The following is a 17861-nucleotide window of genomic DNA, read 5'->3' as shown; positions in this document are numbered from 1 at the left end:
CGGCCCGCCGCGACCGGGCATGCCGGGAACCGGGCTCAGCGCTCCCGGGTGAACGCGGCCAGGATGCGGTCGGCGGCGAGCGCCGGGGTGAGCGTCCCGTCCGCGACCTGCCGCTCCAGCGACGGCGCCAGCGCGCGGACGTCCGGGTGGGCGTGCAGCTCGCCGAGCAGCCGGTCGTGCACCATCGCCCACGTCCAGCCGACCTGCCGGCGGCGGCGCCGCTTCTCCAGCTCACCGGACTCGCGCATCCGCTCCTGATGCTCGACGATCTTGTCCCAGACCTCGTCCAGCCCGGTGCCCTCGCGGGCGCTGCAGGTGAGGACGGGGGTGTCGCGGACGCGCTCGTCGCCGCGCAGCAGCCGCAGCGCCCCCGACAGCTCGCGGGCCGCCCGCCTGGCCTCCATCTTGTGCTCGCCGTCGGCCTTGTTGACCGCGATGACGTCGGCGAGTTCGAGGACGCCCTTCTTGATGCCCTGGAGCTGGTCGCCGGTGCGGGCGAGGGTGAGGAACAGGAAGGAGTCGACCATCTCGGCGACCGCGGTCTCCGACTGGCCGACGCCGACGGTCTCGACGAGGACGATGTCGTAGCCGGCCGCCTCCATGACCACCATGGCCTCGCGGGTGGCCTTGGCGACGCCGCCGAGCGTGCCCGCGGTGGGCGAGGGGCGGATGAACGCGTTCGGGTCGGCCGCGAGGCGCCGCATCCGGGTCTTGTCGCCGAGGATGCTGCCGCCCGTCCGGGTGGAGGACGGGTCGACGGCGAGCACCGCGACCTTGTGCCCCTCGCCGGTCAGGCGGGTGCCCAGCGCGTCGATGAAGGTCGACTTGCCGACGCCCGGCACACCGGTGATCCCGACGCGGCGGGCGTTCCCGGTGTGCGGGGTCAGCTCGACCAGCAGCTTCTGCGCCAGCTCCCGGTGGTCGGGGCGGGTCGACTCGACGAGCGTGATCGCCCGGGCGATCCACGCGCGCGACCCCTCCCGCACCCCGGTGGCGTAGTCGTCGAGCCCCGGCCTCACTTGGCGGCGTGCCCCAGCCGCGCGGTCAGCTCGTCCAGGAGGCCGATCGCGGCGTCCGCGAGGACGGTGCCGGGCGGGAAGATCGCCGAGGCGCCGGCCGCGCGCAGCTCGTCGAAGTCCTGCGGCGGGACGACCCCGCCCACGACGATCATGATGTCGTCGCGGCCGAGCGCGGCGAGCTCCTCGCGCAGCGCGGGCACCAGCGTCAGGTGGCCGGCGGCGAGGGAGTTGACGCCGACGATGTGCACGTCGGCCTCGACGGCCTGCCGGGCGACCTCCGCCGGGGTCTGGAACAGCGGGCCCACGTCGACGTCGAAGCCGAGGTCGGCGAACCCGGTCGCGATCACCTTCTGGCCGCGGTCGTGGCCGTCCTGGCCCATCTTGGCGACGAGGATGCGGGGGCGGCGCCCCTCGGCCTCCTCGAACGCGGCGGTCGCGGCGCGCGCCCTCTCGATGGCGGCCACCTGTCCCGCCTCCTCCCGGTACACACCGGAGATCGTACGGATCTGCGCGGCGTGCCGCCCGAACGCCCGCTCCAGCGCGTCGGAGATCTCCCCGACGGTGGCCTTGGCGCGGGCGGCGCCGATGGCGAGCGCGAGCAGGTTCTGCTCCAGGCCGGGCTCGCGGGTGCCGTTCTGGGCGGCCTCGGCGGCGCGGGTCAGCGCCTCCAGCGCGGACCGGGTCGCGGCCTCGTCGCGCTCCTCGCGCAGGCGGCGCAGCTTCTCGATCTGCCAAGCCCGGACGGCGGCGTTGTCGACCTTCAGTACCTCGATCTCCTCCTCGGAGTCCGGGCGGTACTTGTTCACCCCGATGACCGGCTGCCGCCCCGAGTCGATGCGGGCCTGCGTGCGGGCCGCCGCCTCCTCGATGCGCAGCTTGGGCAGCCCCTCGTCGATCGCCTTCGCCATGCCGCCGGCCCGCTCGACCTCCGTGATGTGGCCCCAGGCGCGGCGGGCGAGATCGTAGGTGAGCCGCTCGACGTAGGCGCTGCCGCCCCACGGGTCGATGGTCCGGGTCGTCCCCGACTCCTGCTGCAGGACGAGCTGCGTGTTGCGCGCGATGCGGGCGGAGAAGTCGGTCGGCAGGGCCAGGGCCTCGTCCAGCGCGTTGGTGTGCAGCGACTGGGTGTGGCCCTGCGTGGCGGCCATGGCCTCGATGCAGGTGCGGGCGACGTTGTTGAACGGGTCCTGCGCGGTCAGGGACCAGCCGGACGTCTGCGAGTGCGTCCGCAGCGACAGCGACTTGGGGTTCCGCGGCCCGAACGACTTCACGAGCCGCGCCCACAGCAGCCGCGCGGCGCGGAGCTTGGCGACCTCCATGAAGAAGTTCATGCCGATCGCCCAGAAGAACGACAGGCGCGGCGCGAACGCGTCGATGTCGAGGCCGGCCTCGCGGCCGGCGCGGATGTACTCGACGCCGTCGGCCAGGGTGTAGGCCAGCTCCAGGTCGGCGGTGGCCCCGGCCTCCTGGATGTGGTAGCCGGAGATCGAGATGGAGTTGTACTTCGGCATCCGCTGCGAGGTGTACGCGAAGATGTCGGAGATGATCCGCATCGACGGCTGCGGCGGGTAGATGTAGGTGTTGCGGACCATGAACTCCTTGAGGATGTCGTTCTGGATGGTCCCCGCCAGCGCCTCGGGCTTCACCCCCTGCTCCTCGGCCGCGGCGATGTAGAGGGCCAGGACGGGCAGGACGGCGCCGTTCATGGTCATCGACACGCTCATCCGGTCGAGCGGGATGCCGTCGAACAGCTGGCGCATGTCGTAGATGGAGTCGATCGCGACCCCCGCCATGCCGACGTCGCCGGCGACGCGCGGGTGGTCGGAGTCGTAGCCGCGGTGGGTCGCGAGGTCGAACGCGACCGACAGGCCCTTCTGCCCGGCCGCGAGGTTGCGCCGGTAGAAGGCGTTGGACTCCTCGGCGGTGGAGAAGCCGGCGTACTGCCGGATCGTCCACGGCCGGGTGGCGTACATCGCCGGGTAGGGGCCGCGCAGGTAGGGCGGGATGCCCGGGAGGGTGTCGAGGAAGTCGACCCCGGCCAGGTCGTCGGCGGTGTAGAGGGGCTTGACGCCGATGCCCTCCGGCGTGTCCCAGGTCTGGGCCTCCGGGTCCTTGCCGGTGGCGTCGGCGACGGCGGCGCGCCACCGCTTGGCGGCCTCGTCGGCGGGGGGCGCGGCGCCGAGCTCGATCTCGGTGAAGTCGGGGATCATTCGTTCACTCCCAGATCACGGAGGGTGGTCTCCAGGACCCCGATCGCGTCGCATCCGGCGTACACGTTGGCGTCGACCCCCTCGTAGGTTCCCTTACCCGCGAGCCACACCTTCACCGCGCCCGCCTCGCGCAGAATCCGCGCGGCGTCCGCGGCCCGCTCCTCGTACAGCCGGTCGCTGGAGCAGATGCAGGCGACGCTCGTGCCGGACGTCCCGAACTCCTCGGGCGGCCCGGCGACCGTCTCGACGCCGCCCGCCTGGAAGAGGTTGGCGGCGAACGACGCGCGCGCCGTGTGGACGGCGGCGGGGCCGAGCGTCGCCAGGAACACCCTGGGACGCGCACCGGTCGCGTCCAGGTGCGCGTCGGAGCGGTCCCGCAGCGCCTCGAAGTCCTGCGCGTACGTGACGACCGGGAGGCCGCCGCCGGGCGGGGCCGGCGCGGGGTCGCGCTCGGGGAGCTTCTCGGCGAGGTCGGGGAACTCGCTGACGCCGGTGAGCGGGGCCTTGCGCCGGGCGATGTCCGCACGCCGCCGCGCCCAGGTCGCGGCGATCCGGTCGGCGACGAGGCCGGAGCGCAGAGCGGCGCCGAGGCCGCCGGCCCGCTCGATCTCGGTGAACCAGTCCCACGCGGCCCGGGCGAGGCCCTCGGTGAGGCTCTCGGCGTACCAGGAGCCGCCGGCCGGGTCGACGACGCGGGCGAGGCTCGACTCCTCCAGCAGCAGGGTCTGGGTGTTGCGGGCGATGCGGCGGGCGAAGTCGTCCGGCAGCCCGAGGCGGGCGTCGAACGGCTGGACGGTGACCGCGTCGGCGCCGCCGACCCCGGCCGCGAACGCGGCGATGGTGGTGCGGAGCATGTTCACCCACGGGTCGCGGCGCGTCATCATCGCCGACGAGGTGACCGCGTGGATCCGGGCGGCCGTCCCGTCCGCGGCGCCGCTGACCTCGGCGATCCGCGTCCACAGCCGGCGCATCGCGCGGAGCTTGGCGATCGAGGAGAACTGGTCGGCGTTGACGGCGAGGCGGAACTCGATCTGCCCGAACGCCTCGTCCACGCTCAGCCCCGCGCCGGTCAGGGCGCGCAGGTAGGCGACCCCGGCGGCGGCGGCCGCGCCCAGCTCCTCGGCGTCGGCGCCGCCCGCGTCGTGGTACGGGGTGCCGTCGGCGGTGACCGCGCGCAGCCCCGGGAACTCGCGGGCGCACCGGACGGCCAGCGCGGCCGCGCCGTCGAGCGGCCCGGCGGCGCCGGTCCGGGCCTGGAGGCCGAGCGGGTCGGCGCCGAGGTTCCCCGACGCGTCCGCGGCGTTCCCGCGTTCGGTGACCAGGGCGAGGAACGCGTCCGCCGCCTCGGCCGTCGCCGCCCCGGCGTCCAGCACGACGGGCGCGAGGTCGAGCAGGACGCCGCGCAGCGCGTCGGCGAGGCCGGCGACCGGGAGGCCGCCCTCGCCGAGCCGCAGCCAGACGGAGGTGGCGCCGTTCTCCAGGTCGGCGAGGATCGCCTCGCGGGCGGCGGCGGGGTCGGGGTGGGCGTGCCGCTGCCGGACGTCCCATCCGGCGATGCCCTCCCCGTCCGGGCGGACCTCGCGGACGCAGGGGGCGAGGCCGGGACGGCCCGGCGGGGCGTCGTCGCGGGTGTAGAGCGCCGCGATCGGCACCCCGTCGTACGACGTGCGGGTCAGCAGACCCTCGATCTCCTCAAGGGGGGTGTCGTCGGTCGCCGCGCCGGACTTGCGCAGCACCCCCTTCACCATCTCCCGCCACCGGTCGCGCTCGGCCGGGGGGAAGGCGGCGGCCAGTTCGAGTTCCTCAGGCGGCACCGTCATGCCCTGGATCGTAGGTGAGCGACCGAAAGCCGCCCTGAAGCGGGTCCCACTGGACAGAACGCGCGCCGTCCGGAACGCGCGGCGGGCGGCCCGTCCGCCGGTTAGCGGCGCGGCGTCCGGGAAGAGCAGCCCCATGGCCTTGGATCCGCTCCCCGGCGACCTCTACCACATGCAGGAACTCCTCGACGAGCGCGAGAAGGAGATCGTCGAGCGGGTGCGCGGCTTCCTGGAGTCGAAGGTCGCGCCGATCGCGAACGACTGCTGGGGGCGCGCCGAGTTCCCGTTCCACCTGATCCCGCAGTACGGGGAGCTCGGCATCGCCGGGCTCGCCCACGACGAGTGCCCCGGGGAGAAGCCGAGCAGCCTGCTGACCGGCTTCCTGGCGATGGACATGGCGCGCGTCGACCCGTCCATGGCGACGTTCTTCGGCGTGCACACCGGCCTCGCGATGGGCAGCATCGGCCGGTGCGGCTCGCCGGAGCAGCGCGAGCGGTGGCTGCCCGCGATGGGGCGGATGGAGAAGATCGGCGCGTTCGCGCTCACCGAGCCGGAGGGCGGGTCGGACGTCGCGCTCGGCCTGCGCACCACCGCGCGCCGCGACGGAGACCACTGGGTGCTGAACGGCGCCAAGCGCTGGATCGGCAACGCCACGTTCGCCGACTGCACCGTCGTGTGGGCGCGGGACGAGGCGGACGACCAGGTCAAGGGGTTCGTCGTCGCCAAGGGCACGCCCGGTTTCACCGCCACCCCGATCGAGCACAAGATCGCGCTGCGGACCGTCCAGAACGCCGACATCGAGCTGCGGGACTGCCGCGTCCCCGAAGCGGACCGCCTCGCCGGGGCGAACGGCTTCAAGGACACCGCCGCGATCCTGCGCCGGACCCGCAGCGGCGTCGCCTGGCAGGCCGTCGGCGTGATGCTGGCCGCGTACGAGATCGCCCGCGACTACGCGGTGGAGCGGCGGCAGTTCGGGCGGCCGATCGCGAAGTTCCAGCTCGTGCAGGACCTGCTGGTCAAGATGCTGGGCAACGCGACCGCCTGCCTCGGCATGGTGGTGCGGCTGGCCCAGCTCCAGGACGACGGCCTGTACCGCGACGAGCACTCGGCGCTCGCCAAGGCGTACTGCACCACCCGGATGCGGGAGGTCGTCGGCTGGGCGCGCGAGCTGATGGCGGGCAACGGGATCGTCCTCGACTACGGCATCGGCCGCTTCGTCGCCGACTCCGAGGCGCTGTACTCCTACGAGGGCACGCGGGAGATCAACACGCTGATCGTCGGCCGCGCGGCGACCGGAATGGGAGCGTTCGTCTGACGCCTCCCCCGTCCGGAAGATCCCCGGGACGGTCCGCAGGGCACCCCGGAGAGCCCTCTGTCTAGGGGCGTTGCTAGAGTTCGGCCTCGTACAGCCCCATCGGAACCGCGCAGAGGTAGACCACCACATGTCGACTGGCAGCCACGCCGGGCGCCCGAAGTCCTGGATCGCCGTGACCATCATCTTCGCCGGCTTCGTCGTCGGCGGCGTCGGCCTCACCCTCGGCCCGAACTGGACCGTCTTCGGGGTGGGCGCCGCGCTGATCGCGATCGGCGGAATCGTCGCGCTGGCCGTCGACATCATGACGGACGTCATCGTCGACGACCCGCGGGCCTAGAGGGCGGCGGCGGTGTTCGGCCGTCCTCCCATCGAGGAGCGGATCGCCGAGCGGCTCCGCGAGCGGGGCGAGCTGACGCCGGGGAGGGTCTTCCCGCACGCCCCGGCGAAGATGCTGTTCTTCGTCAGCATGGGCGTGGTCGTGGTCACCCACGTCATCGCCCTGTGCATGTACTTCGTGGACGCCGGCCCCGGCCGCTAGCACCGCCGGGACGCGTGCGCCGCGTCCACCCGGATCCGCCGAGGGTCCGCCTCAACGGCCCCTGTCCGAGCCGTTGGGCGGGCCCTTCCGCTTGTCCCCGAGATAGAACAGCCCCACCAGGAAGAAGACGGCGACGGCGAGCAGCAGGACGAGCACGCCGACGACGGTCGATCCGGTCATGGGGCCACCTCCTTCCCACGTCCGCCTCTCCTCCCGGGACTCTGCCCGCCGGGCGGCGGGTCAAAAGAACGTCAAGAAGATCCCTTACCGCCGTTTACGGGCGGACCGGCAGGTGCGATCGCGGCGGCGGCCACGTACCGTCGAGGGGAACGGCGAGGCGGACTCCGCCCGCCGCGTCGCCCGAACCCGAGGTGGTGGACGACCCTGCGATTCGGAGTCGAGGAAGAGTACTTCGTCGTCGATCCCGTCTCCCGGGAGGTCGTCCCCCGCGCCCCCGCCGTCGTGCGGCGGGCGGGCGCGGCGCTGGGCGAGCGGGCCTCCACGGAACTGGTCGCGTTCCTCGCCGAGGCGAAGACCTCGCCGTGCGACGACCTCGACAAGCTCCGCGAGCAGATCCGGGCGATGCGGGCGGCGATGGCGGCCGCCGCCGCGGCGGAGGGCGTCCGGCTCGCGGCCACGGGCACGCCCGTGCTGGGCGAGGTGGTGCCCGCCCCGATCGGCACCGGTCCCCGCTACGCCGAGAGCCTCGCGGTCTACCGGGCCCTTGACGACGAGCAGAGCATCTGCTCGTGCCACGTCCACGTCGAGATGCCCGACCGGGAGCACGCCGTCCAGGTCGGCAACCACCTGCGGCCGTGGCTGCCGGTGCTGCTCGCGCTGACGGCGAACTCCCCGTACTGGGCGGGGCGCGACACCGGGCACGCCTGCTGGCGCGCGATGGCGTGGGCGCGGTGGCCGGTGGCGGGCCCGCCGCCGTTCTTCGCGTCGGCCGCCCACTACGACGACCTCGTCGGGACGCTGCTCGGCTGCGGCGCGCTCATGGACACCGGCACGATCTTCTGGGACGTCCGGCCGTCGGCGCGGCTGCCCACGGTGGAGGTCCGGCTCGCCGACGTCGCGCCCACCGCCGGCGACGCGGCCGTCCTCGCCGCGCTGGTGCGGGCGCTGGTGCGGGTGTCGTCCCGCGCGGTGGACGCCGGGGAGCCGGCGCCCGACCCGCCGCAGGAGATGCTGCGCGCCGCGTACTGGCTGGCGGCCCGGGACGGGCTCGCGGGCCGGGGCGTGGACCTGCGCACCGGCCGCCCGGCGGGCTTCCGGGAACTGGCCGGCGACCTGCTGGCGCACGCGCTGCCCGCGCTCGGCGACGCCGGCGACGCCGGCTTCGTCACCCGCGGCGTCCGGCGGCTGCTCACCGGCGGGACGGGGGCCGAGCGGCAGCGCGCCGCCTACCGCAGGCGCGGCCGGCTGGCCGACGTCGTCGACGCCGCGCTGCTGCCGGACCGCTGAGCCGCCCGGCCTCCCGCCGGTTCGGAAAGCAAACTTTGCACATTTCGCCCGTTTTCCCCGGTCAGCCGCGGGTACCTCTGGGTCTGGACCGGTCACCGGCGGCATCCGGGGGACCGCGGGGCCATGGCCGGCGCGCACGGCCGCCCCGCGGGCGCGTACCCCTCGACCGATGCGGGTGCGCACAGCGAGTTCGGACGGAGCGACCTCACGATGAGTCCCGGGCCCGGCGCACCGGGCGTGACGACACGGGGGCCGTTCCACCACCCCGCCCTCTTCTACCGGGACGACGCGGAGTACCTCGCCGGCACCGTCCCGTTCGTCCGCGGCGGGCGCGCGGCGGGCGAACCGGTCGCCGTCGCGGTCCCCGCCCCGCGCCTGGGGCTGCTGCGCGACGCGCTGGGCGAGACGTCCCGCGAGGTCGCCTGGCTCGACATGGCCGAGGCGGGACGCAACCCCGGCCGGATCATCCCCGGCGTCCTGCGCGACTTCGCCGACCGGCACGCCGGCGCGCGGGTGCGGATCATCGGCGAGCCGATCTGGCCCGGCCGCACCGCCGCCGAGTACCCCGCGTGCGCCCAGCACGAGGCGCTGATCAACCTGGCGTTCGCGGGCCGCGGCGCGTCGATCCTGTGCCCCTACGACGAGACCGGGCTGGACGCCGTCGCGCTCGCCGACGCGCGCGCCACCCACCCGGTCGTGATCGACCGGGACGGCGAGCGGGCCAGCGCCGACTACGCGCCCCACCGGGTGATCCGCGCCTACAACCGGCCGCTGCCCGAACCGGCGGGCGCGGTCTCGATGAGCTTCGACCTGGACGCGCTCCCCCTCGTCCGCGAGTTCGCGTGCCGCTGGGCGGCGCACTTCGGCCTGGACGGCGACGCCGCGGGGGACATGGAGCTCGCCGTGAGCGAGCTGGCCGCCAACTCCTGCCTGCACGGCGGCGGGGCCGGCACCCTCCGGTTCTGGTCCGAGGACGGCCAGGTCGTCGGGGAGATCCGCGACGCCGGGACGATCACCGACCCGCTCGCCGGCCGGCTCCCCGCGAGGATGAGCCCGTACGGCGGGCGCGGCATCCTGCTGGTCCACCACCTCGCCGACCTCGTCCGCGTCCACACCGGCCCGGACGGCACCACGACCCGCGTCTACCTGCGCAAGTAGGCGGCCCCGGCAGCCCGAGACTTGACCCGGGCCCAGGTGTAGGCGGCGGACGGCGGGAATGATGCCTGCGCCCGAACATCCCGATCTTCAATGGGGAACCATGCGCATTCTTGCTCGTCCTCACCAGATCCCGATCCGGCTGGCGGTGGGGGCCTTCGTCCTGAACTCGGGCCTGTCGAAGCTCCAGGCCCTGGACGAGTCGGCCGAGGCGACCCACGGCATGGCGAAGACCGCCTACCCGTTCCTGGAGTCGCAGGACGCGCGGACCTTCACCCGCAACCTCGGCAGGGCCGAGGCCGCGATCGGCGGCGCGCTGCTGGCGCCGTTCGTGCCCTCGCTGCTCGCCGGCGCGGCGCTGACCGCGTTCTCCGCCGGGCTGACCGGTCTCTACCTGCGGCTGCCGGGCATGCGGCAGGAGGGCAGCCTCCGCCCGACCCAGGAGGGCATCGCGCTCGCCAAGGACACCTGGCTGGTGGGGGCGGGCGTCTCCCTCGTCCTGGAGGAGCTGACCCGGTGGCGCGAGCGGCGCCGCCGCTGCACGTGATCCCGCCCGTGTGATCCGGCTCCTTGACGCGGGGCCGCCCGCGCGGTGAGGATCGGCGCGTCCCACCAGGAGGCCGCGCCATGACATCCCCCTCGCAGCCGTCCCCGCTGGTCCGCACCGCGGCGGACGCCGACGCCGACGCGATCGCGGCGCTCCTCGGCCGCGCCTTCGACGACGACCCGGTCTGGCGCTGGCTGCTGCCGGACGACGCGTCCCGGGTGCGCCGGCTGACCGGGCTGTTCGGCGTCCTGCTGCGGCGGGTGCACCTGCGGCACGGCGCGACGGAGGCGACCGGGCGGGACGGCGGCACCGAGGCGGCGGCGCTGTGGGACCCGCCCGGCCACTGGCGGGTGCCGGTCCGGCTGCAGGCGGCGCAGGCGCTGCCGCTGCTGCGGATCCTCGGCACCCGGGTGCCGATCACGCTGCGCACGCTGGGCGAGATCGAGCGGCACCATCCGCGGGAGCCGCACTGGTACCTGGCGGTGCTCGGCACCGACCCGCCGGCGCAGGGCGGCGGCCTCGGCGGCGCGCTGCTGCGCTCCCGGCTGGACCGCTGCGACGCCGAGGGGCTGCCCGCCTACCTCGAAAGCTCGAAGGAGCGGAACGTCCCCTACTACGAGCGGTTCGGGTTCCGGGTGACCCGGGAGCTGGCGCTGCCGGGCCGGGGCTGCCCGCCGGTCTGGCTCATGTGGCGGGAACCCGGGCAGGATTCCTGAACCGGGCCTCTCCACAACGGATCGACCGCTTCGGTCAGGCCCGTGTCATGGCCGGAAGCGGCCATTGAGCGCCGGTGTCCGCACGGCGCGGTGAGCGGGCGGCGACCCTCCGTTCGCCTGCCGCGTTCCTGATACGCGTCACCGGAGGTCCGCGCCGCGGCGAGCAGGCGCCAAACCCGGTTGGCCCGATGCGGCCACCGGGGGTCCGGCCCCCGCCGCCGATCGACGGCCCCCGGTGCGCCTCCCCCGGCCGCGCCGCCTACCGTCGGGAGGGAGCCATTGCACTCCTGCCCCAGGGAAGGCGATAGGTGAACGACATGACCATGGCCGGGACACGGGCGCCGGAGACCCCGCTCGCCCTGCACAGGCCGGGGTCGGCGCGGGTCCAGGACTACCTCCTCGGCGGGAAGGACAACTACTCCTGCGACCGCCGGCTCGCGCACCGGATCCTGGAGGTCCTCCCGCAGTCGGCGGAGGCCGCGCACGCCGCCCGCGCGTTCCTCTCCGGCGCGGTGCGGCTGCTGGCCGAGCGCGGCGTCCGGCAGTTCGTCGACCTCGGCTGCGGGCTGCCCCGGTCCGACAACCTGCACCAGATGGCCGCCCGCCGCATCGGCGGCACCCGCGTCGTCTACGTCGACCACGACCCGCTCGTCATCGCCCACGCCCGCGCGCTGCTGATCGACGGCGGCAACGTCGCGGCGCTGCGCGCCGACATCCGCGACCCGGCCTCGGTCCTGGGCAGCCCCGAGGTGCGCCGGCTGATCGACCCGGCGGAGCCGGTGGCTCTGGTGCTCTCCTCCGTGCTGCACTTCCTGCCCGGCGCCGCCGACGTCGTCGCCTCCCTGGCGGCCGCGGCCCCGCCGGGCAGCGCCCTGGTCGTCTCGCATCTCACCGCCGACTTCGCGCCGGCCGCGGTCGCCGAGGGCGCGCGGCGCTACCGGGAGGCGACCGGCGTCCCGCTGTACCCGCGGAGCGGGGCGGAGGTGGCGCGCCTGCTGGGACCGTTCCGCCCGCTCCCGCCCGGTGTGGTGCCGCTGGCCGGCGGGACGTTCGCCGAGTGTCCGGTCCTGTACGGGGTGGTCGGCGTCCGCTGAACCGTCCGCCCCTGGTGTGTCATTGGTCACACGGGCACCGCCGGAGCGGCCTTCCGCTCCGGTCCCCGCGCCCCTGCTCCGGCAGGTCGTGCGGCTGTCCCCGTCTCGTCACGGTGCGTCAGCCGCCGGGCCGCTAGCTCACAGAAATCTCATTCGCCCGTTAGAGACGGTAACGGTTCGGCCCCTATGGTGGCCTGCGATGCCGACGAACACCCTGCCCTCAGTCCAGACGAAGATCGGTTCTCCCGCGGAGCGGGCCTCCCGGATGGGGTGGCTGGACGCGTTGCGGGGCCTGGCTGCCCTGGTGGTGGTGTTCGAGCACTCCCTGGACGTGCTGCTCCCCGAGGTGCGCCGGACGGCCAGCCCCTGGTTCGACTTCGGCCGGTACGGGGTGTTCGTGTTCTTCCTCGTCAGCGGCTACGTCGTGCCGTTCTCACTGCAGCGGCGCGGCAACGTCCGGCACTTCTGGGCCGGGCGCTTCTTCCGGCTGTACCCGGCCTGGGCCGTGTCGCTGGGGCTGGCGCTGCCGCTCGGCGCGGCCGGGGTGACCTACGGGCTGCCCGCCGCGCTCGGCGACCGGCCCTGGGCGTCCGCCCTCGCCCACCTCACGATGCTGCAGGACCTGCTGGGCGTGCCGAACGCCGTCAATGTCCTCTGGACGCTGTCCTACGAGATGGTGTTCTACCTCCTCATCACCGCGATGTTCGTCGCCGGCGTGCACCGCTCCAGCGCGCGCGTCGCGCTCGGCTTCGGGGTGGGCGCGGCGATCCTCGGCGTGGCGCTGCCGTCCGGGCTGCTGGCCTCCCGGTGGCCGGGCGGGACGATCCTCGCCGCCGCGCTGCTGCTGGCCGGCGGGCTGGCCGCGATGCTCAGCGGCCGGCGCGCGGCGCGCCGGGCCGGGGTCGGGCTCGTCGCGGCGCTCGCCCTCACGCTGGTCCTGTTCAACAGCCGGATCGGCGCGATCGAGAGCCTGTGCATCATCGCCACCATGTTCGCCGGGACGGCGGTCCGCGCGATCCAGGAGGGGCGGCTCCCCCGCCGCCCGGCCATGGCGATGGTCGCCGTCGTGCCGGTCCTGTCGATCGTGGCGGGCATGCGCACCCCGACGTCCTGGGCCCTGTACGCCAACCCGAACCCGCTCGGGCGGGACTGGTCCATCGCCGTGGCCGCCGCGTGGCTGACCTTCCTCGCCGGCCTCGCGCTCCGGCACCGCCGCATGCCCCGGTTCCTGGTGTGGTCGGGGCTGGTCAGCTACTCCGTCTACCTGCTGCACCCGCTGGTCGTCCAGGTGGTCTGGTACGCGGCGGGGCAGGACACCTGGGGGCTGCCCGTCCCCGTCCGGGCGGCGTGGGGCGCGGTCCTGGTCGCGGGCGTCCTGGTGTCCGCGGCCCTCACGCACCGGTACGTCGAACGACCGGCGCAGCGCCTCGGGCGCCGCCTGACGGCGCGGCGCCCCGGCGCTCCGGCCGCCGCGCCGCAGCCCGCGCGGCCCTGACCGCGGCCCCGCGGCGGGCGGGGGGCGAGTGGTGACAGCGCTCCCTTCTTTGCCTATGGTGAGGCGGATTCGTCCCCGAACGCGCGAACGGACACCGGATGACACAGGGGCCGATGCCGGCCGAGCTGCCGGAGATGCTGCGGCAGCACCTCCAGGCCGCCGTCGAGGAGATGGAGCGGGAGATCCGCGACCAGGTCCCCGAGTACGCGGGCGACGACGGCGGCGAGTACGCCCGGCGGGTGGAGCGCGCGGTCGGCGACACCGTCGCGTTCTTCGTCGACTCCGTCGACCACCCGAACGCCGACGCGCGCAAGCTGACCGAGCTGTACATGCGGCTCGGCGAGGAGGAGGCCCGGCAGGGCCGCAGCCTCGCCGCGCTGCAGAACGCGATGCGGGTGAGCAGCCAGGTCGCCTGCCGGCGGTTCATCAAGGACGCCTACCGGCTCGGCTGGTCGCGGGAGACGCTCAGCCGGCTGACCGACTCGCTGTTCATGCTGCTGGCGCGGGTCGCCGACGCCGCCGCGCAGGGCTACGCCCGCCAGCAGGGGCAGCTGGCGACCGAGCGGGAGCGGCGCCGCGATCGGCTGCGGGACCTGCTGGTCGCCGAGCCGCCGCCCGCGGCCGGGGCGATCGCCGAGCTGGCGGTCGCGGCCCGCTGGGAGCTGCCGAAGAGCATCGCCCTGGTCGCGCTGCCGGCCGGCGCGCCGCCCGGCGCGCGGATCCTGCCGCCCGCCGTGCTCGCCGACTGGGACGCGCCGGTCCCGTTCCTCGTGGTGCCCGACCCGGAGGGCCCAGGCCAGGACCGGCTGTGGCCGGTGCTGCGCAGGCTCGGCACCGCCGCGCTCGGCCCGACCGTGCCGGTAGGGCGGGGGGCCGTGTCGCTGCGCTGGGCCCGGCACGCGCTGACGCTGGCCGAGCGGGGCCTGCTGCCGTGCGACGGCCCCGTCCGGTGCGTCGACCACATCGCGGCGCTCGCCGTCCACGCCGCGGACGAGCTGGTCGGCGCGACCGCCAGGACCGTCCTCGGGCCGCTGCTGGAGCTGGCGCCGGCGCGCCGGCAGCCGCTCGCCGAGACGCTGCTGACCTACCTGGAGTGCGGCGACAACGCGGTGATCGCGGCGGAGCGGCTGCACATCCACGAGCAGACCGTCCGGTACCGGCTGCGCCGCATCGCCGAGCTGACCGGCGGGCGGTTCTCCGACCTGGACGGCCGGCTCGACGTCATGCTGATGCTCAGCTGGCTGGTCCGCACCGGCCGCGCCGAAGCCCGCACCGCCTGACCCCCGCCGCCTGATCCCCGCCGCCTGACCCCCGCCGCCTGATCCCCGCCGCCTGCCCCCCGGGCGCCGTCAGAGGTGGACGGCGACGCGGGCGGCGAGCGCGGATCGCGTCCACGGTGCCGAAGCGGCGGGCGGGCGCATCGAGCGCCTCACAACGACGGGACGGCGTGGGGATCGTCATGTCCGCGCGCGGCGTGCGCGGACCGGGAGAGCAGCGCGACCCCGCCGGTGAGCAGCACGGCGCTGAACGAGACGGCGGTGAACGCCGCGGCGGTCCGGGGCGGCAGCGTCTCGAAGGCGAAGGCGGCCACCAGGTACGAGGCGATCGGGTTGGTCATCGTCATCGCGGTCATCGCGGCGGGCAGCGACCCGGCGGCGAACGCCCGCTGCTCCAGGATGAGCCCGAGCAGCGTGCTGCCCGCGAGCGCGTAGCCCGGCCAGTCGACCGCGGTGGCCGCGACGCCGCGGTCGACGAGGTCGGCCGTGGTGAGCTTGATCAGCACGGCGGTGGCCGCGAAGAACAGGCCCGCGCAGACGCCGAGCAGCGCGGCCCGCACCGGCCCGGCGCGCAGCCACGCGGCGCGGGACAGCACGACGACGAGCGGCGCCGCGATCAGGCCGGCGAGGATGATCCGGGGGCGGGACGGCTCGCCCTCCGGCGGGATCGCGCCCGGCACCGTGAACAGCACGGCAAGGCCCGCCGATACGGCCGCCCCGCCGAGCAGGTCCATCCGCGCGGGGCGGCGCCCCGTGCCGACCGTGCCGAGCGCGATGGTGAAGACAAGCTGGCTGACCAGGAGCGGCTGGACGATCGCGGTCGAGCCGAAGTGCAGCGCGATCGCCTGCGTGCAGAACCCGGCCAGGTTCACGCCCCACCCGGTCAGCCACACCGGGTCGCGGACCAGCCGCCGGATGAGCCCCTGCGCGGCGCCGGCGTCCGAACCGCCGTGCACCGCCCGCCGGGCGGCCCGGTACTGCAGCGCGGCCGCGGCGGCGAACAGGAACGCCGCGAGCAGGGCGAAGCCCACGGACCACGCCATCAGACCGTCCCGCTCTGCGCCCCGCTGCCGGCGCCGCTGCCCGCACCGCTGTCCGCGCGGACGGCGGCGGCCAGCCGCTCGAACGCCCGCAGCAGCCCGTCCGGGAACGCGGCGCCCTCCGGGAGCACCGCCGGCTCGGCGGTCACCGAGATGTGCAGGTCGCCGTCCCAGCTGAGCGCGCCCACGGCGAACGGCACGCCGTCCGCGAGCGGCAGGACCGGGTGGACGTCCGCGAGCCGCGCGCCCACGAGCGACATCGGCAGCGGCGGTCCCGGCATGTTGGAAACGATCCCACCGAAGAACCTCGCGCGGTAGGTGGCGCGGGCGACGCGGGCGTGCAGCGGCGGCGGCAGCGCGCCCATGAGCCGCATCGCGGCGGTGCTGGCGACCGCCCGGCCGGACCGGCGGCGCCGCTCGGCCGCCGCGTGCACGGCCGCGAGCCGGTCGCGGACGGGCATCGGGCCGACCGGCACGTCCAGCCGCAGCGCGGCGGTCAGGTTGCCGGGCACGGCGGTGCGGCCCCGGCCGGGCGGCTCGGGGGCGCGCAGCGTCATCGGGACGGCGGCGCGCAGCGGCCGGCCGTCCGCCGGCTCGCCGCGCTCCTCCAGCACGTCCGCGACGACCTCGCCGACCAGGGCGAGCAGCACGTCGGTGACCCGGGTCCCGCCGGCGCGGGCGACCGCGCGGACCCGGTCGAGCGGCAGCGTGGCGGTGCCGAAGACGCGCTCGGGGCCGAGCGCCCCGGTGACGGACACGGTCCGGGCCGCGCCGTCGAGGCCGAGCTGGACCAGGCCGGGCAGGACGGCGGCGGCGCGCCGCAGCCCGCCCGGGCCGCGCACCGGGCCGGCCTCCGGCAGCGCGGGGTCCAGGATCCCGCGCAGGATGTCGACGACGCCGATCCCGTCGGCGATGGCGTGGTGGAACAGGACCACGACGGCGTCCGGGCCGGCGGGGCCGCGGCGGACGAGGAAGAACCGCCACAGCGGGCGGCCGGGGTCCAGCGGCTCGGCGATGAGGCGGGCGACGAGGGCGTCCAGCGCGCGCCGCCCGCCGGCCGCCGGCAGGTCCACCTCCAGGACGTGCCGGCGCAGGTCCACGGCGCCGGCCTCCACCCAGCGCGGCCGCCGGAACGCGCCGCCGGGCCGGACCCGCTGGGTGAGCCGCGGCAGCCGGGGCAGCCGCTCGGCGAACAGGGCGCGCACCCGCTCGGCCGACGGCCCGGGCCCGGCGAACTCGGCGACCCCGCCCACCACCTGCGGGACGTCGCGGCTCTCGACGTACAGGAAGAAGGCGTCGGCGGCGGCGATCCGCTGCTCCCGGCCGGGGCGCGCGGGCTCCGCCGGCCGGCGCCCGCGCACCAGCCCGGCCCGCGCCCGCTCGGCGACCGCCGCCGCCGGGATGAGCAGCAGCCCGCCGGGGATGTCCACGACGTAGTGGGCGGCGGTCGCGACGATCACCAGCCCGGTCACCACCAGGTGCAGGGCGCACAGCCAGGCGAACCACGGGCGGCAGCGGGCCCGGACGGCGGCCGCCCCGATCCAGGCGACCCACCCGATGTGCAGGCTCGGCATGGCCGCGTAGGGGTTGGCGCCCGCGGACACGACCTCGCTGCCCCAGGTCGCCGGCGGGTGGTGCATCGCGATGACGTCGGTGAAGCCCTCCCCCGGCAGCAGCCGCGGCGGCGTCGTGGGCCAGACCGCGAAGCAGCAGATCGCGATCAGCGTCACCAGGATCAGCGTGTTCCGCGCCCACTCGTAGGCCGGGTTCCGCCGCCACCACAGCCAGATCAGGAACCCGAAGGTGCCGATCACGTACGTCGTCGCGTACTCCCACGCGGCCGCCGCGCCCAGCCATCCGTGCCGGACGAGCAGCTCGTTCGCCGGGCGCTCGACGTCGAGGCCGGCCCACCGCTCGAAGTCCAGCAGGGCCCGCCCGTGCGCGTCGCTGGCCGCCCGGTCCCCGCTGAACGCGTGGGTGAACACCAGGTACACGACCAGGACGGCCAGCGCGGTGACGATCTCCCGCGCGGCCGACCCCGCCCGCCCCCCGTCCTCGTCCCCCGTCTCGGACACGGCCGACCCGCCCCGTATCACGGCGCCTCTCCCGCCTCGTGCATCGCTCCACCCCCTCCCGATCATCCTCCCCACCTTCGGACGAGACGACCATGA

16 protein-coding genes are annotated in these 17861 nt (G+C 75.4%); 10 read left to right on the top strand and 6 right to left on the bottom strand.

From position 1 onward, the window contains the following. Window positions 1–35: 35 nt before the first annotated feature. The 3 genes from meaB to ABTW95_RS15085 are packed head-to-tail and all read right to left on the bottom strand — an operon-like array spanning window position 36 to window position 5049. Entirely contained in the window at window positions 36–1019 is a 984-nt protein-coding gene (meaB, locus tag ABTW95_RS15095) for a methylmalonyl Co-A mutase-associated GTPase MeaB (RefSeq protein ID WP_396449073.1), read from the bottom strand. Next, window positions 1016–3229, bottom strand: coding sequence for a methylmalonyl-CoA mutase (gene scpA / locus ABTW95_RS15090; RefSeq protein ID WP_500226557.1), 2214 nt, complete (start codon window positions 3227–3229; stop codon window positions 1016–1018). The genes meaB and scpA overlap by 4 nt, the downstream gene beginning before the upstream one ends. Beyond that, the gene (locus ABTW95_RS15085; protein ID WP_396449109.1) at window positions 3226–5049 is read right to left on the bottom strand and encodes a methylmalonyl-CoA mutase family protein; all 1824 of its coding nucleotides are present in this window, start codon (window positions 5047–5049) and stop codon (window positions 3226–3228) included. The genes scpA and ABTW95_RS15085 overlap by 4 nt, the downstream gene beginning before the upstream one ends. 133 nt (window positions 5050–5182) lie before the next feature. On the opposite strand from ABTW95_RS15085, the gene ABTW95_RS15080 reads away from it, so the two are divergent. From ABTW95_RS15080 to ABTW95_RS15070, 3 genes are all read left to right on the top strand, one after another. Continuing rightward, complete coding sequence (locus ABTW95_RS15080) at window positions 5183–6361, top strand: acyl-CoA dehydrogenase family protein (protein ID WP_500226556.1); 1179 nt, start codon at window positions 5183–5185, stop codon at window positions 6359–6361. 127 nt (window positions 6362–6488) lie between these two features. Beyond that, window positions 6489–6698, top strand: coding sequence for an HGxxPAAW family protein (locus ABTW95_RS15075; protein WP_500226555.1), 210 nt, complete (start codon window positions 6489–6491; stop codon window positions 6696–6698). A 12-nt stretch (window positions 6699–6710) separates the two neighbouring features. Continuing rightward, window positions 6711–6899, top strand: coding sequence for a hypothetical protein (locus ABTW95_RS15070; RefSeq protein WP_500226554.1), 189 nt, complete (start codon window positions 6711–6713; stop codon window positions 6897–6899). 51 nt (window positions 6900–6950) lie between these two features. Here ABTW95_RS15070 and ABTW95_RS15065 read toward each other — a convergent pair whose 3' ends face one another. Beyond that, complete coding sequence (locus ABTW95_RS15065; protein ID WP_255205683.1) at window positions 6951–7079, bottom strand: hypothetical protein; 129 nt, start codon at window positions 7077–7079, stop codon at window positions 6951–6953. Window positions 7080–7196: 117 nt separating this feature from the next. Here ABTW95_RS15065 and ABTW95_RS15060 point away from each other — a divergent pair, with 117 nt between their 5' ends. The 7 genes from ABTW95_RS15060 to ABTW95_RS15030 all read left to right on the top strand — a co-directional run bounded on the left by ABTW95_RS15060 (window position 7197) and on the right by ABTW95_RS15030 (window position 14653). Next, window positions 7197–8366 carry a carboxylate-amine ligase gene (locus ABTW95_RS15060; RefSeq protein ID WP_500226613.1) on the top strand — a complete coding sequence of 390 codons (1170 nt, stop codon included), beginning with the start codon at window positions 7197–7199 and terminating at the stop codon, window positions 8364–8366. 237 nt (window positions 8367–8603) lie between these two features. Next, on the top strand, window positions 8604–9524 hold the full coding sequence (locus ABTW95_RS15055; protein WP_500226553.1) for an anti-sigma factor RsbA family regulatory protein: 921 nt from the start codon (window positions 8604–8606) through the stop codon (window positions 9522–9524). Between the two features lie 100 nt (window positions 9525–9624). Next, the gene (locus tag ABTW95_RS15050) at window positions 9625–10068 is read left to right on the top strand and encodes a hypothetical protein (protein WP_500226552.1); all 444 of its coding nucleotides are present in this window, start codon (window positions 9625–9627) and stop codon (window positions 10066–10068) included. An 80-nt stretch (window positions 10069–10148) separates the two neighbouring features. After that, window positions 10149–10784 carry a GNAT family N-acetyltransferase gene (locus ABTW95_RS15045; RefSeq protein ID WP_500226551.1) on the top strand — a complete coding sequence of 212 codons (636 nt, stop codon included), beginning with the start codon at window positions 10149–10151 and terminating at the stop codon, window positions 10782–10784. Window positions 10785–11101: 317 nt separating this feature from the next. Beyond that, complete coding sequence (locus tag ABTW95_RS15040; protein ID WP_500226612.1) at window positions 11102–11878, top strand: SAM-dependent methyltransferase; 777 nt, start codon at window positions 11102–11104, stop codon at window positions 11876–11878. 199 nt (window positions 11879–12077) lie between these two features. After that, window positions 12078–13373 carry an acyltransferase family protein gene (locus ABTW95_RS15035; protein ID WP_396449102.1) on the top strand — a complete coding sequence of 432 codons (1296 nt, stop codon included), beginning with the start codon at window positions 12078–12080 and terminating at the stop codon, window positions 13371–13373. A 98-nt stretch (window positions 13374–13471) separates the two neighbouring features. After that, window positions 13472–14653: a PucR family transcriptional regulator gene (locus ABTW95_RS15030; RefSeq protein ID WP_500226550.1), complete on the top strand. Its 1182-nt coding sequence runs from the start codon at window positions 13472–13474 to the stop codon at window positions 14651–14653. Between the two features lie 149 nt (window positions 14654–14802). Here the strand turns inward: ABTW95_RS15030 and ABTW95_RS15025 are convergent, their stop codons facing one another. Further along, a complete protein-coding gene (locus ABTW95_RS15025) occupies window positions 14803–15693 on the bottom strand; it encodes a DMT family transporter (protein ID WP_500226549.1) in 891 nt (296 codons plus the stop codon). Continuing rightward, window positions 15693–17765 carry a bifunctional phosphatase PAP2/O-acyltransferase family protein gene (locus ABTW95_RS15020; protein WP_500226548.1) on the bottom strand — a complete coding sequence of 691 codons (2073 nt, stop codon included), beginning with the start codon at window positions 17763–17765 and terminating at the stop codon, window positions 15693–15695. Before ABTW95_RS15020 ends, ABTW95_RS15025 begins: the two co-directional genes overlap by 1 nt. Window positions 17766–17861: the final 96 nt, after the last annotated feature.

Origin of the sequence: Spirillospora sp. NPDC127506 (assembly GCF_040302145.1) — a bacterium.
GTDB lineage: Bacteria > Actinomycetota > Actinomycetes > Streptosporangiales > Streptosporangiaceae > Spirillospora.
The sequence above is the reverse complement of the archived record's forward strand: the minus strand, read 5'-3'. Positions and strand labels throughout refer to the sequence as shown.

Excerpts from the sequence above, each read along its gene's own strand:
- scpA (WP_500226557.1), bottom strand. The coding sequence starts at position 3,229 with ATGATCCCCGACTTCACCGAGATCGAGCTCGGCGCCGCGCCCCCCGCC.
- ABTW95_RS15085 (WP_396449109.1), bottom strand. The coding sequence starts at position 5,049 with ATGACGGTGCCGCCTGAGGAACTCGAACTGGCCGCCGCCTTCCCCCCG.
- ABTW95_RS15080 (WP_500226556.1), top strand. The coding sequence starts at position 5,183 with ATGGCCTTGGATCCGCTCCCCGGCGACCTCTACCACATGCAGGAACTC.
- ABTW95_RS15075 (WP_500226555.1), top strand. The coding sequence starts at position 6,489 with ATGTCGACTGGCAGCCACGCCGGGCGCCCGAAGTCCTGGATCGCCGTG.
- ABTW95_RS15065 (WP_255205683.1), bottom strand. The coding sequence starts at position 7,079 with ATGACCGGATCGACCGTCGTCGGCGTGCTCGTCCTGCTGCTCGCCGTC.
- ABTW95_RS15050 (WP_500226552.1), top strand. The coding sequence starts at position 9,625 with ATGCGCATTCTTGCTCGTCCTCACCAGATCCCGATCCGGCTGGCGGTG.
- ABTW95_RS15045 (WP_500226551.1), top strand. The coding sequence starts at position 10,149 with ATGACATCCCCCTCGCAGCCGTCCCCGCTGGTCCGCACCGCGGCGGAC.
- ABTW95_RS15040 (WP_500226612.1), top strand. The coding sequence starts at position 11,102 with ATGACCATGGCCGGGACACGGGCGCCGGAGACCCCGCTCGCCCTGCAC.
- ABTW95_RS15035 (WP_396449102.1), top strand. The coding sequence starts at position 12,078 with ATGCCGACGAACACCCTGCCCTCAGTCCAGACGAAGATCGGTTCTCCC.
- ABTW95_RS15030 (WP_500226550.1), top strand. The coding sequence starts at position 13,472 with ATGACACAGGGGCCGATGCCGGCCGAGCTGCCGGAGATGCTGCGGCAG.
- ABTW95_RS15025 (WP_500226549.1), bottom strand. The coding sequence starts at position 15,693 with ATGGCGTGGTCCGTGGGCTTCGCCCTGCTCGCGGCGTTCCTGTTCGCC.